This is a genomic window from Erwinia sp. Leaf53, from assembly GCF_001422605.1.
Classification (GTDB): Bacteria; Pseudomonadota; Gammaproteobacteria; order Enterobacterales; family Enterobacteriaceae; genus Erwinia.
In genome coordinates this window covers 184,530-198,071 of record NZ_LMLK01000022.1, presented here as the reverse complement: position 1 = coordinate 198,071, position 13,542 = coordinate 184,530, and the positions used below count along the sequence as shown (strand labels likewise).

The 13,542-nt window shown below is 60.2% G+C and carries 12 protein-coding genes; 9 read left to right on the top strand and 3 right to left on the bottom strand.

Features of this window, described 5'->3' with window-relative positions; genetic code table 11:
- Positions 1-8 precede the first annotated feature (8 nt).
- Complete coding sequence (locus tag ASF13_RS14690; protein ID WP_056237610.1) at positions 9-974, top strand: ParB family protein; 966 nt, start codon at positions 9-11, stop codon at positions 972-974.
- A 267-nt stretch (positions 975-1,241) separates the two neighbouring features.
- Positions 1,242-2,018: a GNAT family N-acetyltransferase gene (locus tag ASF13_RS14685; protein ID WP_056237609.1), complete on the top strand. Its 777-nt coding sequence runs from the start codon at positions 1,242-1,244 to the stop codon at positions 2,016-2,018.
- 559 nt (positions 2,019-2,577) lie between these two features.
- Here ASF13_RS14685 and ASF13_RS14680 read toward each other — a convergent pair.
- Complete coding sequence (locus ASF13_RS14680; RefSeq protein WP_056237605.1) at positions 2,578-3,291, bottom strand: SDR family oxidoreductase; 714 nt, start codon at positions 3,289-3,291, stop codon at positions 2,578-2,580.
- 33 nt (positions 3,292-3,324) lie between these two features.
- A complete protein-coding gene (locus tag ASF13_RS14675; RefSeq protein ID WP_072166385.1) occupies positions 3,325-4,293 on the bottom strand; it encodes a LysR family transcriptional regulator in 969 nt (322 codons plus the stop codon).
- Between the two features lie 197 nt (positions 4,294-4,490).
- Between ASF13_RS14675 and ASF13_RS14670 the strand changes: the two genes are divergently transcribed.
- Positions 4,491-5,891 (top strand): MFS transporter, encoded by a 1,401-nt coding sequence (locus ASF13_RS14670; RefSeq protein ID WP_056237603.1) that lies wholly within the window; start codon positions 4,491-4,493, stop codon positions 5,889-5,891.
- On the opposite strand, the gene msrA is transcribed toward ASF13_RS14670, so the two are convergent.
- Positions 5,888-6,424, bottom strand: coding sequence for a peptide-methionine (S)-S-oxide reductase MsrA (msrA, locus tag ASF13_RS14665; RefSeq protein WP_056237599.1), 537 nt, complete (start codon positions 6,422-6,424; stop codon positions 5,888-5,890). The two genes, ASF13_RS14670 and msrA, sit on opposite strands and share 4 nt — an antisense overlap.
- 242 nt (positions 6,425-6,666) lie before the next feature.
- Here msrA and ASF13_RS14660 point away from each other — a divergent pair, with 242 nt between their 5' ends.
- From ASF13_RS14660 to ASF13_RS14635, 6 genes are all read left to right on the top strand, one after another.
- Complete coding sequence (locus ASF13_RS14660) at positions 6,667-7,980, top strand: MmgE/PrpD family protein (protein WP_056237596.1); 1,314 nt, start codon at positions 6,667-6,669, stop codon at positions 7,978-7,980.
- Between the two features lie 15 nt (positions 7,981-7,995).
- Positions 7,996-9,345: an LLM class flavin-dependent oxidoreductase gene (locus tag ASF13_RS14655; RefSeq protein WP_056237594.1), complete on the top strand. Its 1,350-nt coding sequence runs from the start codon at positions 7,996-7,998 to the stop codon at positions 9,343-9,345.
- A 3-nt stretch (positions 9,346-9,348) separates the two neighbouring features.
- Entirely contained in the window at positions 9,349-10,245 is an 897-nt protein-coding gene (locus ASF13_RS14650; protein ID WP_056237589.1) for an ABC transporter substrate-binding protein, read from the top strand.
- A complete protein-coding gene (locus tag ASF13_RS14645) occupies positions 10,242-11,147 on the top strand; it encodes an amino acid ABC transporter permease (RefSeq protein ID WP_056237588.1) in 906 nt (301 codons plus the stop codon). Before ASF13_RS14650 ends, ASF13_RS14645 begins: the two co-directional genes overlap by 4 nt.
- Positions 11,144-11,905 (top strand): amino acid ABC transporter ATP-binding protein, encoded by a 762-nt coding sequence (locus ASF13_RS14640; protein ID WP_056237581.1) that lies wholly within the window; start codon positions 11,144-11,146, stop codon positions 11,903-11,905. Before ASF13_RS14645 ends, ASF13_RS14640 begins: the two co-directional genes overlap by 4 nt.
- Positions 11,906-12,401: 496 nt before the next feature.
- The gene (locus ASF13_RS14635) at positions 12,402-13,538 is read left to right on the top strand and encodes a porin (RefSeq protein ID WP_056237578.1); all 1,137 of its coding nucleotides are present in this window, start codon (positions 12,402-12,404) and stop codon (positions 13,536-13,538) included.
- Positions 13,539-13,542: the final 4 nt, after the last annotated feature.

The following is a 13,542-nucleotide window of genomic DNA, read 5'->3' as shown; positions in this document are numbered from 1 at the left end:
CGGTACCCATGAAAAGAACCACTATCGGACGCACCTTTAATGCGCCAGTACTGAACAGTGAAGCGGCCTCTGAACCGTTCAAACAGGTCTTTACGCTCTCTTCAGGCAAGAAGGCGATATTCAGCCGCGTTACCCTGAGTGCTGACGAGGTGGCGTCACAGACCTACGTCGTGCAGGAGAACAACGGTCGCGATCAGGCGGGTTTGACGCCGGAGTCGCTGAAAGATATTACCCGCACCCTGAGCCTGCAGCAGTTCTTCCCGGCGATCGGCGTCCGCCGGGCAGACGGCAGAATTGAAGTGCTTGACGGTTCACGACGCCGCGCCGCCGCGCTGCTGACCGGTGCAGGTCTTGATGTTCTGGTGACCGACTCTGCGGTCAGCGCTGCGGAAGCCCGCACGCTGGCCCAGGAAATTCAGACCGCCCGCGAACATAACATCCGCGAGATTGGCCTGCGCCTGATGGCGCTGCGCGACAGCGGCCTTTCGCAGAAGGATATTGCCGAAGATGAGAATATGTCTCAGGCGAAAGTCACCCGTGCGCTGCAGGCCGCCAGCGTGTCAGCAGAGCTGCTGGCGCTGTTCCCGGTTCAGTCCGAGCTGACCTACGGCGACTACAGGACGCTGTTGACCGCGCAGGAGCTGCTGCAGGAGAAACAGATTGCCTTATCCCACCTGACGGACAGCATCAGCGAGTCCGTGTCTGCCATTCGCGATCAGGCAACGCTGGCAGAAGATGAGATAAAAAACAAAATCGTCGCTGAAGTTCGCAAAGAGGCCGCGCTGATTGTCCAGCCGGTAGCCGGAGAGAAGGTCGTCACCACGCCGCTGTGGCAGTTTCCGGACAAAAACCGCTATGCGCGTAAAAAGAGTCGCGGACGCGCGTTCAGCTATGAGTTCAACCGGCTGCCCGCCGAACTGCAGGATGCTATCGATGGCGCGATTGCAAACGTGCTGGCCAGGCATCTGAAATAAGTTCTCCTCTCCCGGCGATTTTTGTCGCTAACTGCATGAAATAAAGTGCTTTTACGTGGGGATTTCACGATGAAATCTCCACTATTTCACTCCTGCCGATGCTGAGTTTCATCCTGCCCCCTGGCGACCGTCAACATGCGTAATAGGATATACCCTGTGCCCTGACCCAAAGACCCGATCCACACGAAGAGATTCGGGTACACTGATATCATCAGATAACCCGGAATAAACCGGGTGTTACTTCGACAAAATTTTTCAGGACCATCGATGATGAATGTATCAGGCCAGGTTTCGCGGATGACGCTTTACCACAGTATGGAAGACTATTTCTTCTCCTCGGTCAGTCAGCAAACTTACTCTCTGGGTAATACGGCATCGGCTTATCTCACTGGCGTTGACGCTGGCAGCCTGAATCTGCTGATTGTGAAGCAGCGGGATGCTGAAACAGAATCCATCATCAAAGAAGGCATGCGGTTATTTGATGCTGCAGGTGTGCCGTTCTCCGTGGTGCTGCCCGATAATGATCCTGACAGGATCGGGCATTCGCTCAGAGAGCTGGGTCTGAGCGTCGCCTGGAAATCTTCACCGATGCAGCTGACGATGAAGACGTTAACGACGCAAAAGCCACGCAGCGATGATTATCACATCTGTGCTACGGATTACCGTCTCGAGGACTGGGGAGCACCGCTGACAAGTGCGTTCGAAACGGATGACAGAGTCATGCTGCAGTATCGGATAAGACATCAGCATGCTGTTGAGGCCGGCCGGCAGCTGCGCCATTTTTCTCTTTTTGTCGCAGACCGGGCAGTCTGTTCGCTGACGTTATCCATGCAAAGCGGGGTTGCACGTTTAGATGACGTCGGGACCCGGAGCACGTTGCAGGGAAGAGGCTACGCCAGCGCTCTTATTCGCCATGCACTGGAATACGCCAGATCTCAGAACGTTGAGACGTGTTTCCTTGAGGCCTCAGAGGCAGGTGTTTCCATCTATAAGAGACTCGGATTTACGCTACTCGGCAGCAGTGTCGCTTTTCAGCGTGAATGACCGTACCTGATGAGCGTGAAAGCGTCATTTCCGCTGTAGGGTGGAAGTACTTATACGCTGTAAAGAGGCCAGCCTGACGAATGAGGAAGGCATCTTTTATTACGGATAATGCATGCCCTTAGCCCTGCAACGTTCCCCCGCAGGCGTTTAGGGATAAGCCCGTGCCACAGGCGAGTGGACATGAAACACCCCTGTGAAACTCCTTGAGTTCTCCAGTTGAATTTTATTGTTAGCTTGTTGAAATATAATGACTTTGATATGAATGCCAGAGGGATTTCACCGTGAAATCTCCATGGAATCAGCATCGTTCTGTGGCAAGGGCTTAGCGGATGGGAAGAGGGTGAGAGTACAAAAAAACAGAAGAGAGCGTGATGCAAGCGTTGAGTGAGAAGTAAACCAGCCGGCGATATCCCCTGCCTGAAAAGTAAGAGGCAGGACAGGAAATATGACCGGCTGGCTTAGGAAACGACTACGCGCACAGTTCGTTCCAGTAACAGCAGCGCAGAAGGTGCCTTAATGAGCGACACCGGTGTTCTGAGTTGACCATTTGTCCTCCTGTTCAGCGGCGGGCAACATCCCGACGCGGTCTTACCGCAATATCGGTAATCTGTGTATCCTCGGTGGCGTTGACCACCAGGCGAACGGCGGCAGCGACCGACCCGGGTGTGCTGTACGCCAGCGGATCGATGTCGGTAAAGTCACCCGCACGTTCACGGCTTTTGCGATTCATTGGGGTATCCGTCGGCCCTGGTGCCACGGTGGCGACGCGCACGCCGTGCCCGCTCTCCTCGGTACGCAGCGAGTGTGCCAGCGCGCTGAGCGCAAATTTACTGGCGGAGTAGACCGTGTGCCCGGCCAGCGCCAGCGTGCCGGAGCCGGAGTTGATAAACACCACCTGCCCGCGCTGCTGGCGAAGGGCGGGCAACGCAAGACGCGTCAGCTCTGCCGGTGCAAACACGTTAATGGCAAACTGGCTTTGCCACTGCTCCGGCGTAGCCTGCTCGAGGCTCAGCCGTTCGGAAACCGCCGCAGAGTGTACCAGCACGTCAATGGCGCTGAACTGGCTGATAAACTGCCGCAGCGCGGCGTTATCGATCAGGTCCAGCTGAACCGGAATGACGCCGGCAACGGACTCCAGCTCTGCCAGCGCCTGTGGCGATCGGCCCAGCGCATAAACCTGATGGTCGGTGGCCAGGTCGGTAACCACCGCGCGGCCGATACCGCTGGTGCCGCCGGTGACAATCGCCACCGGGCGATGAAGTTGTTGTGTCATGCAATAGTCTCCATGTTGATGCAGCAGACGCTATCATTCACCGTTCCGGCAGGCGACAGACTTATTGTGATTAGGATTACCGGAAGGTGGATATACCCGAAATCCCGTATCAGACAGCGCCGCCATCAGAGTATCAATCGCAACGCGCAGGCGTTGTGGCATCGCGGCTGTTTTCAGCCAGACGGCATAAACCGGCAGGCCCTCTCCGGCAGACTCCGCTAGCACTTCGACCAGACGGCCGCTGGCAAGATCGTCGCCGACCAGCCAGCGTGGCAGCTGGGCGATGCCATAACCGGCAAGCGCGGCGGAACAGACCGCACTCATACTGCTGAAACGCAGCCGGTCAGCGGGCTGCCAGTGGATATCCTCATCGCCGCTGCGGAGCAGCCACGGCTGGCTCCTGCCCCGTTCCAGCAGGCCGAGCTGAGCATGCGCCCTGAGATCGCCGAGGGTGGCAGGCTGGGACAGCCGGCAGAAGTAGTCAGCGGAAGCGCAGAGCACTAACCGCTGCTGGCCAAGCAGCCGCGCGGTAAGATCGTTGTGGTGACCCGGATCGCCAATGCGAATCGCCAGGTCGGTTCCCCCCGAGGCAAGGTCAATTCGCTTAACCGAGAACAGCATCTCTAACGCCAGCCCCGGCCAGCGCCGGGTCAGCGGCAGCAGCTGCGGCATCACCCATTTTTCGCCAAACAGCGGCGGTGCCGCCACGCGTAGCCGACCGCTGGGCTGCTGCGCCTGAGTGGTCAGACGATTCTCTGCCGCATCCAGGTTCGCCAGGATCTGCACACAGTCCTGATAAAACTGTCGTCCTTCGCTGGTCAGCGACAGCGTGCGCGTGGTGCGCAGAAAAAGCGTCACCTGCAGACGTGCCTCCAGCCGGGCGACTGCCTTGCCGACCGTCGACCGTGACAGCCCCAGCTGTTCTGCCGCGAGGCTGAAACCACCGGCCTGCGCTGCCTGAACAAACGCCCGGATGCCGTTAAGGCGGTCAGTGTTGATCATATGAAATCCTTAGCCAGGCCATAACTGACCTGGTTCGCCGTGGGCGCTGTAGCGTTGTAGTGGGCTCTACCTTAACGCGTGTGGAGCGGGTTGTGCCAGAGAGGCGAACTCCGTTCGCCAGTCCGTCGATGAAATGGCGGCAATCGTCGCCGCGCGTTATGTCACTCTGATACTTTACTTTCTACAGAGGTTTGAGTATGTCCACACCCTCCACGGCGCTGCCGCGCGTCGCGCTAATCCGACTGCAGGCGGGCATCTGCCTCGCTAGCTTTCTCGGCTGCCTCGATTTTACCATCGTGAATACCGCCCTGCCCGCCATCGGGCGTCAGTTCAACAGCAACGTGGATGAACTGCACTGGGTGATGACGCTTTTTGTTATGTCGCTCTGCTGCTGCATGGTGTTAAGCGCGAGGCTCGGTGAAGTGTATGGCCGCGGCCGCCTGCTTTATGCCGGGATGCTGCTGTTTGCCGTGACCTCACTCGGGGCGGGGCTGACGACGGGGCCGGCTGCCCTGAACCTGTTCCGGCTGTTACAGGGGGCAGGCTGCGCGGTACTGTATACCCTGAGTGCGGCGATCCTGATTGAGATTATCCCTGAGGCAAAACGGGGGCGCGCGCTGGGGATGCTGTTCGCGGTCAACGGCCTGGGGCTGACGCTTGGCCCGGTTGCCGGCGGCGTGCTGGTCAGCCTCAGCGGCTGGCGCAGCGTGTTTTTAATTAACGTCCCGCTGCTGCTGCTGAGCTACAGCTGTTGCGCGGGCGTGGTGAACACCAGGCGTCCTGAGAACGCCGGCAGCGTCGATCTTCGCGGATGGCTGTGGCTGGTGGCCACGCTGGTCCCCGTTCTGCTGGCAAGCGTGACGCTGTCACCGGGAGGTGCTGTGACCTGGGCCACGGCAGCGCTGATGGTCATCGGTACCGTGGCCGGCATTACGCTGGTCAGGATTGAGAAGCGTACGCCGCAACCGCTGATCGCCTTCGGCCTGTTCCGCAACCGCCTGTTTCGCCGTGCCTGCCTGCTGTCGGTGCTGCTGGCGATCTTTTACTGCGCCGCGTTTCTGCTGATGCCCTTCAGGCTGCTGGAAATCTACCGGCTGAGCGATGCACGGCTGGGCCTGATGTTACTGCCGGTGACGCTGGTGATGGCGATTGTTTCCCCCCTGGCCGGTCATTACGGCGACCGCTTCGGACCCTGGCCGGTTCTGACGCTGGGGTTTGTTATGCTGGCCGCCTCGGCGCTGCTGCAAAGTCTTTTCATCGTCGGGCAACCGCTGGTGCTGACCATCGCGGCGTTTGCGCTGATGGGCGTGGGCTGGGGGGCGATTCTCGGGCCCTCGGTCGCCGCTGCGCTTGGCGCCATGCCGTCAGCGCTTCATGCGCAGGGCATCGGGCTGTCGTGGACGCTGCATAACCTGGGTGGGGTAGTGGGGCTGTCGGTGGCAACGCAGATCTATCGGGCCGGGGGGCAAGGGGCAGGATACCGGTGGGTGATGTGGCTGCTGGCGGCGCTGGCGCTGGCAGGCGCGCTTACGGCGCTGAGCTCGGCTCGCCGCGTCCGGGCAGAGAGAACGGACGCGGCAGGCCAGAGCACAGGTTAGCCGTCGATGGTCCTGGCGGCAAAACGCTTGCGCAGTTTCTGCAGCTTCGGCGGGATCACCGCCAGGCAGTAACGATTCTCCTGGCCTTCGCCGGCCCAGTAGTTCTGATGATACTCTTCCGCCGGGTACCAGGTCGCATCCGGCTCGACGGTGGTCACCACCGGATCCTGGTGGTCGGCCTGCGCGCGGGCGATCGCCGCCTTCGCCTCTGACGCCTGTGCCGGCGTGGCCGGGAACAGCGCAGAACGATACTGGGTGCCGACGTCGTTGCCCTGACGGTTCAGCTGGGTCGGATCGTGAGTGGCAAAGCTGATATCCAGCAGGTCGCCATAGCCAATCACGCCGGGGTCAAAGCCAATGCGGATAGCTTCAGCGTGGCCGGTATCGCCGCCGCACACCTCACGATAGGTGGGGTTGGCCGTATGGCCGCCGATGTAGCCGCTCTCAATGGATTCAACGCCGTTAATCTGCTTAAACACCGCTTCCGTACACCAGAAACAGCCGCCGGCAATCGTTGCGTATTCTGTCGCCATCGTTGGTCACTCCTGTCAAAACGTCTTTGTGGTCGTGCCTGATATGGGAACAGCGTCAGCCATTTACAAGGCGTGGTCAACCGGAAACAACGGGAATTTATAAAACGGGGGCGCTTAGATTATTTTGCTATGAGCTATAACCGTTGGTTATTGGCTGTCCGGCAGTGAAGGAAACAGAATGGTGATAATTTATAATCTTTTGATTTATGTCAATACCTTGTTAATAAAGGTGCTTTCCAGTTATGTCGCTTACCGCACAACTTGCCGAACTCCTGCATACCCGCCAGCCTGGAGAACAGGAGCGCCACCACGCCCGCGACGGCGTTACCGATCTGCTGGCCAGCATGGTGCCGGTGCTGTACGGCAGCGTGCATGACAGCGGGCTGGAACCGGTGATCCACGTCTATCCCTCTCAGCACTCCACGGAGAACCTGGCGCTGCAGTTTGGCTATCTCAGCCACGCGCTGGATTTTGACGATTACCACGCAACGTTCCGCGGCCATCCTACCACGGTGGTGCTCTCCGCGCTGATGGCGCTGAGCCATAAAGCGCCCGCGGTGGGCGTACAGGCGTTCCTTGACGCCTATATCGTCGGCGTTGAGCTGGCCGGCCGGCTGGGCAAAGCGATCGGCACCCGCCACTACAGCGCGGGCTTCCACAGCACCGCCACGCTGGGTACCGTTGCCGCGACAGGTGCCGCCTGTCGTTTGCTGAACCTTACCCTCAGCCAGACGCAGATTGCCCTCGGGCTGGCCGCCACCCAGGCCTCCGGCCTGCGCAGCCAGTTTGGCTCCGCGGCCAAGCCGTTGCACGCCGGGCTGGCCGCGCGGAGCGCCGTCGGCAGCGCGCTGCTGGCCCAGGCGGGCTTTGCCGGCCAGGCCGATGGCGTGGTCGAAAGCTTCCTGCAGGCGCTGGGCTTTGGTGCCGAACAGCCGCAGCAGCTGCTGGAAGGCTGGGGCGCGCCCTGGCGCATCGTCTCGCCCGGACTGGAGTTCAAACGTTACCCTACCTGTGGCGGCACGCACAGCGCCGCCGAGGCCGCGTTTGTACTGCGTGAGCAGCTGCTCACGCCTGACGGGCCGGATATCGGCGCGATCGACCATATCGAGGTCAGCTTCCCGCCCGGAGCCGATACCGCACCGAACATCATCGCGCCGCGTAACGGCGTTGAGGCGCGCTTCAGCCTGGAGTACGTGATCGCCGACGCGCTGATCAACGGCAGCGTGGCGCTGGAAAATTACACCGAACAGCCGGTTAAACCGCATATTGCCGCGCTGGCCGCGCGCGTCAGCCGCCATCCCGACCGCACCGCGCCGGCGGACGAACTGGATCCCGATCTGCGCTTCCACCGCGTCACGCTGCTGCTGCGCAACGGCCAGCGGCTGAGCCACTGCGTCACCCGTCGTGAAACCGCTGCGCTGCCCACCAACGTACAGGCAAAGCTGCACACCCAGCTTCGCGCACTGCCCGCCTCGCTGGCGGAACGCATCTTCGAAGACGCCCGCCTCGCCGACGACGCGGCGCTGCAGCGCCTTATTTCACTGCTTAGCAAATAATTAAAAGGATCTCCCATGTCTGTGCAAAAACCAGCACCCCGCCAGCTGCGTCTTGGCCTGTTTGTTCAGGCGCTCGGCCACCACGTTGGCGGCTGGCGCGCGGAAGGTGCGCAAGGCTCGCCGACCGACGTTGACTGGTTTACCTGGATCGCCAGAAAGGGCGAAGAGGGTAAATTCGATATGTTCTTCGTCGGCGATGCGCTGGCCACCAGCGTGCATCGTCTGCCGTCCACCATGTCCCGCCTGGAGCCGCTGACGCTGCTCTCCGCGCTGGCGGTACAGACCCGCCATATCGGCCTGGCGGCGACCGCGTCTACCACCTTCGACCAGCCGTTCCACCTGGCGCGCGCGCTGTCGTCGGTCGATCATATCAGCCGTGGCCGCGGTGCCTGGAACGTGGTGACCTCGTTCTCCACCGACGCCGCGCGCAACTTCAGCCGCGCCGACCTGCCGAATCACGCCGAGCGCTATGATATGGCGCGTGAGTTCCTCGACGTCACCTTCAAGCTGTGGAACGGCTGGGAAGAGGGCGCTATCGTGCGTGAAAAAGCCACCGGCCGTTACTCCGACGAAGAGAAGATCCACGCGGCTAACCACACCGGGAAGTACTTCCAGGTGCAGGGCCCGCTGAATATTGCCCGTTCGCCGCAGGGCCGCCCGGTGATTATCGAAGCCGGCTCTTCCCCTGCCGGGCAGAAGCTGGCCGCAGAGACGGCGGAAGTGGTGTTCACCGCCGCCGCCTCGCTGGAAGAGGGCCAGGCCTTCTACCGCAGCCAGAAGCAGTTCGTGCGTGACGCCGGCCGCCACCCGGACCATCTGCTGATCCTGCCGGGCGTGATGCCGATCGTTGGCCGCACGCGGGAAGAGGCGCAGGAAACCTGGAACCAGCTCAATGAACTGGTGGATATCGATAACGGCATTGAGCAGCTCTCTGCCCGCTTTGGCGTCGATATGACCGCTTACCCGCTGGACGGTCCGGTGCCGGAAATCGGCGGCACCGAAGGCGGCCAGAGCCGCGTCAAGCTGTTAACCGACCTCGCCGCCCGTGAAAACCTGACCCTGCGTCAGCTGGCGGCCGTTGCGGCCGGTTCCCGCGGTCACCGGGTGATCGTCGGCACCGCGTCTGACATCGCCGATGACTTCCAGCAGTGGCTGGAGCAGGAAGGCGCAGATGGCTTCAACATCATGCCTGCCGTGCTGCCAAACCAGCTGGAGCTGTTTGTCGAGCTGGTGGTACCTGAGCTGCAGCGCCGCGGCCTGTTCCGCACCGAATACCAGTACGCGACCCTGCGTGAGAACCTCGGCCTGCCGTCCGTGGAAACCAATTTTGCCGCCGTGCCCGCACTGGCGACTGAGAAGGAATAAGCAATGAAATATCAAGCCCTGACCGTTGCCGTACTGGCACTGATCCCGGTGACCTCCGCGCTTGCCGCAGACCAGGACGTGGCCTTCAGCAGCAGCGTTAAGCCCAAAGCGGATGCAGCCCTGCACGCCACGCTGCCTGCTGATATCCTTAAAAAAGGCTATATCGTGGCGGGGACTAACCCGAACACGCCGCCGACCACCTTCTATCAGGCGGATAATAAAACGCTGGCGGGCCGTGAAATTGATATCGTCAGCGCGGTGGCCGATCGTCTGGGTATTCCGGTGCGCTGGCGCGATACCGGCGGCTTTGACAATATTATTCCGGGCCTGAAGTCCGGCCGCTATGACGTGGCGGCTTCCAACATTGACGCCAACAAGAAACGCCTGCAGCAGGTCGATTTTGTCGGCTACTACAATGCCTCAAAACTGGCGCTGGTTTCACGCAAGGACGCCGGCCTCGGGCCGTTTAACACCTTTACTGAACTCTGTGGTCAGACCGTGGGCGCGGGTGCCGGCACCTCTCAGGTGACCCGCCTGCAGCAGGCCAGCGACGCCTGCGTCGCTGACGGGAAAGCGGCGATTAACATCCCGATCTTCCCTGACCGCCCGGCGGGCGTGCAGGCGGTGATCAGCGGCCGCGTGCCGATGTTCTTTGGCCCGTACGAAGGCCTGCGCTACCAGGCCAGCCAGGTGAAAGCGCTGGCGCTGGCCGGTGAGATCACCATTGAAGACACCATCGTCTCGATTGCCCTGCCAAAAGGCTCACCGCTGGAAAAACCAGTTCAGGCGGCGCTGAACTCGCTGATCAAGGACGGCACTTATCAGCAGATCCTCGACAAGTGGGAAATCGGCTTTGGCGCGGTGAAATCCGCCGGTCTTAACGAAGAGATTGCTAAATGAGTCTGCGGCCTGACGACAACACCGCCGGGCTGCCGATCGTTGGACATCGTCACTACGGGCGCTGGTTCAGCGCCCTGATCGTGCTGCTGCTGGTGGCGCTGATGGCCTCGTCGGTGGTCAGCAACCCACGGTTTGAGTGGGACGTGGTGGCCGAGAACCTGACGGCGGATTCGATTCTCGCCGGGGTGGTGATGACCATCAGGCTGACGCTGATTTCGGTGCTGTTTGGCTTTGCCGGCGGCACGCTGCTGGCGCTGATGCGCCTGTCGGCGAACCCGGTGCTGGTCGGCGTCAGCTGGGCGTATACCTGGTTTTTCCGCGCGGTGCCGATGCTGGTGCAGCTGTTCCTGTGGTACAACATTGCCGCGCTTTATCCTAAGCTGTCGCTCAGCCTTCCCGGGCTGGGGGAAGTGTGGAGTGCCACCACCAATGAGATTATCAGCCCGTTCAGCGCGGCGGTGATAGCCCTGGTGATGCACCAGTCGGCCTATGCGGCAGAAATTATTCGTGCCGGTATCCAGAGCGTCAACCCCGGCCAGCTGGAAGCGGCGAAGGCGCTGGGCTACCGTCCGGGGCAGATTTTCCGTCAGACCGTGCTGCCGCAGGCGATGCGCACTATTCTGCCACCGGCGGGTAATGAGGTGATCGGACAGCTGAAAACCACCGCCGTGGTCTCGGTAATCGCGCTGCAGGACGTCCTTTACTCGGCGCAGATCATCTATCAGCGTACCTATGAGGTGATCCCGCTGCTGCTGGTGGCCACCGCCTGGTATCTGCTGATGACCTCGGTGCTCTCGGTAGGGCAGTACTATGTTGAGCAGTGGTACAGCCGCGGCAACGCGCCCGCTAAGGCGCGCCGCTGGTTTAAACGTTCGCCGGGTACCCAGGAGGAACGTTTATGAGTCAGCCCATCCGTCTGCGCGGCATTCGCAAACAGTTTTCCGGTAAAACGGTGCTGCACGGCATCGATATGGACATTGCCGCCGGTTCGGTAACGGTGATCCTTGGGCCCTCCGGCTCGGGGAAATCCACCCTGCTGCGCTGTATCAATCATCTGGAAAAACTCGACGCGGGCACCATCCACGTCGGGGAGACGCTGATCGGCTATCGCCGCAAAGGTCAGCAGCTGGTCGAGCTGCCTGAACATCAGGTGGCCCTGCAGCGCCAGAGCATTGGCATGGTGTTCCAGCAGTTCAACCTGTTTCCGCACCGCACCGTGCTGCAGAACGTGATGGATGCGCCGCTGCGCATTCGTCGCCAGAAGCGGCCGCTGGTGGAGTCACGCGCGCTGAAACTGCTTGAGCAGGTCGGTCTGGCGCACCGCGCGATGGCCTGGCCGCGCGAGCTGTCCGGCGGCCAGCAGCAGCGGGTGGCGATTGCCCGCGCGCTGGCGATGGAGCCGGAGGTGATGCTGTTTGATGAGCCGACCTCGGCGCTGGATCCGGAACTGGTGGGCGAAGTGCTGCAGGTGATGAAGCAGCTGGCCCACTCCGGGATCACCATGGTGGTGGTCACCCATGAGATCGGCTTTGCCCGCGAAGTGGCGGACAATATCGTGTTTATGGATGACGGTAAGGTGGTGGAGAGCGGCAACGCCCGCACCCTGCTGGATGCCCCGCAGCATCCGCGCTTCCGCGAGTTTCTTGCCAGCGTGCTTTAACTTTCACCTCACGGTCGCCAGGGAAGGCCGCCGTATCATCGCTGTGCGTTTCTCCGAACCCGGGCGCAGACGATCTGCCGTCATTTTGAATACGAATTTGTAAGCCAGCTAAATAGCCGTCGTTTTTCTTCTCGCCGCAACATTAATTTTGTGAGCTGACGCTAAATAACGTCAATCACCTCTTATCTGTCCGTCCTGTTTCTGCTTTTATTCAATTTCTGCCGGCTGAATACTAATTAAGGGCAGGGACGATAAAATTCTCCGCGTTAATTTCGTAATAAATGGATTAATTACGATTAGTTGATGATGGCTCAAATTTAACCCCGGTTCATCGAGGGCAGAGTTTGAGCATCATATTGTTTCTTATCAATTCTCTGGTTTTACCCTGCGTTATTTCTCATTCTCATCGCCTGATGAGGGTGACGCGCGGTTTACGCCGGGATCCGACAGACGGCCTGTTACGCGTCTGGATAATAATTTACAGGGAGTGATAACAATGCGTGGAATTAAATTCTGTACTGCTATCTCAGCACTGTCGTTAATTTTTTCTGCAGGCGTGCGTGCTGAAATTACCGTTTTAGATAAAAACCCCGACAGCAATCTGCTGCTGGCCCCCCTCAGCCTGACCGTTGGCGGCAGCATCCGCCCCGAGTGGATCTCTAATGCGGGGGTGGAACCCGGCTGGTATCGGCGCGGACATGATGGCGGCACGCGCTTTCGCTTTGGTGGTGATTACGCGCTGACCCCACAGACCTCCGCGATAGTCCACTACGAGTGGGGCGTGGATCTGCCTCACGTGCTCAGCTGGGGCGGTCACTATGACGAGAGCAGCAAGCGCGAATGGCAGCGTAAATTCTACGGCGGTTTTAAGGATGAACGCTTCGGTACGCTGACCTGGGGCCACCAGTTTGGCATTTACTACTCGGTGGTGGGGATGAAGAGTGATATGTGGGACAACGACGGCCTGGCGGGCGGCACCGCTAACGGCATCAGCGGCGACTACGACGGTGCCAACCGCCCTAAACGCAGCTTTATGTACACCAATACCTTTGGGCCGGTAACGCTCTATGCCAATTACCTGCTGCCTGAGGACGGTTTGCATACGGCGGACGGTAACACCTACCGGCGGCGTCGCGGCGGCGGTTTTGGCTTTGATTACAGCGCCACGAAAACGCTGATGCTCAGTGCGGCTTACAGTTACACCGATGCGGTGATGGAGAACCGGGGGCGTTCAGAGAAGAAGAGCTACCGGCAGCAGCTATCCGGCCTTGCGGCCACCTGGCAGCCGGATAACTGGTACATTGTGGGTACCGCCAGCTACTACAAAGATTTTGTGCCGGATACGCGTGGCAAAAACCTCTCACACTACTTTGCCGGTTCGGGCTACGGGCTGGAGGGCTATGTCGGCTATACCTTCAGGCTGGGTAAACCCTTCCTGAACAGCATTCAACCCTACGTGGCTGAAGACAGCCTGCAGCTGGGCAGCTCAAACCCGTACCACGCAACCCATACCTATCTCGGAACCAACATTGACTTTGGTCACGGTGTCTCGGTGACGCTGGAACAGACGCTCTCGGCGCGTGGCAGTAACGAGCCCAACTCAACCTGGATGACGTGGTACTACAACTTCTGACGGA

Excerpts from the sequence above, each read along its gene's own strand:
- ASF13_RS14690 (WP_056237610.1), top strand. The coding sequence starts at position 9 with ATGAAAAGAACCACTATCGGACGCACCTTTAATGCGCCAGTACTGAAC.
- ASF13_RS14645 (WP_056237588.1), top strand. The coding sequence starts at position 10,242 with ATGAGTCTGCGGCCTGACGACAACACCGCCGGGCTGCCGATCGTTGGA.
- msrA (WP_056237599.1), bottom strand. The coding sequence starts at position 6,424 with ATGGCGACAGAATACGCAACGATTGCCGGCGGCTGTTTCTGGTGTACG.
- ASF13_RS14685 (WP_056237609.1), top strand. The coding sequence starts at position 1,242 with ATGATGAATGTATCAGGCCAGGTTTCGCGGATGACGCTTTACCACAGT.
- ASF13_RS14670 (WP_056237603.1), top strand. The coding sequence starts at position 4,491 with ATGTCCACACCCTCCACGGCGCTGCCGCGCGTCGCGCTAATCCGACTG.
- ASF13_RS14640 (WP_056237581.1), top strand. The coding sequence starts at position 11,144 with ATGAGTCAGCCCATCCGTCTGCGCGGCATTCGCAAACAGTTTTCCGGT.
- ASF13_RS14680 (WP_056237605.1), bottom strand. The coding sequence starts at position 3,291 with ATGACACAACAACTTCATCGCCCGGTGGCGATTGTCACCGGCGGCACC.
- ASF13_RS14660 (WP_056237596.1), top strand. The coding sequence starts at position 6,667 with ATGTCGCTTACCGCACAACTTGCCGAACTCCTGCATACCCGCCAGCCT.
- ASF13_RS14635 (WP_056237578.1), top strand. The coding sequence starts at position 12,402 with ATGCGTGGAATTAAATTCTGTACTGCTATCTCAGCACTGTCGTTAATT.
- ASF13_RS14650 (WP_056237589.1), top strand. The coding sequence starts at position 9,349 with ATGAAATATCAAGCCCTGACCGTTGCCGTACTGGCACTGATCCCGGTG.
- ASF13_RS14675 (WP_072166385.1), bottom strand. The coding sequence starts at position 4,293 with ATGATCAACACTGACCGCCTTAACGGCATCCGGGCGTTTGTTCAGGCA.
- ASF13_RS14655 (WP_056237594.1), top strand. The coding sequence starts at position 7,996 with ATGTCTGTGCAAAAACCAGCACCCCGCCAGCTGCGTCTTGGCCTGTTT.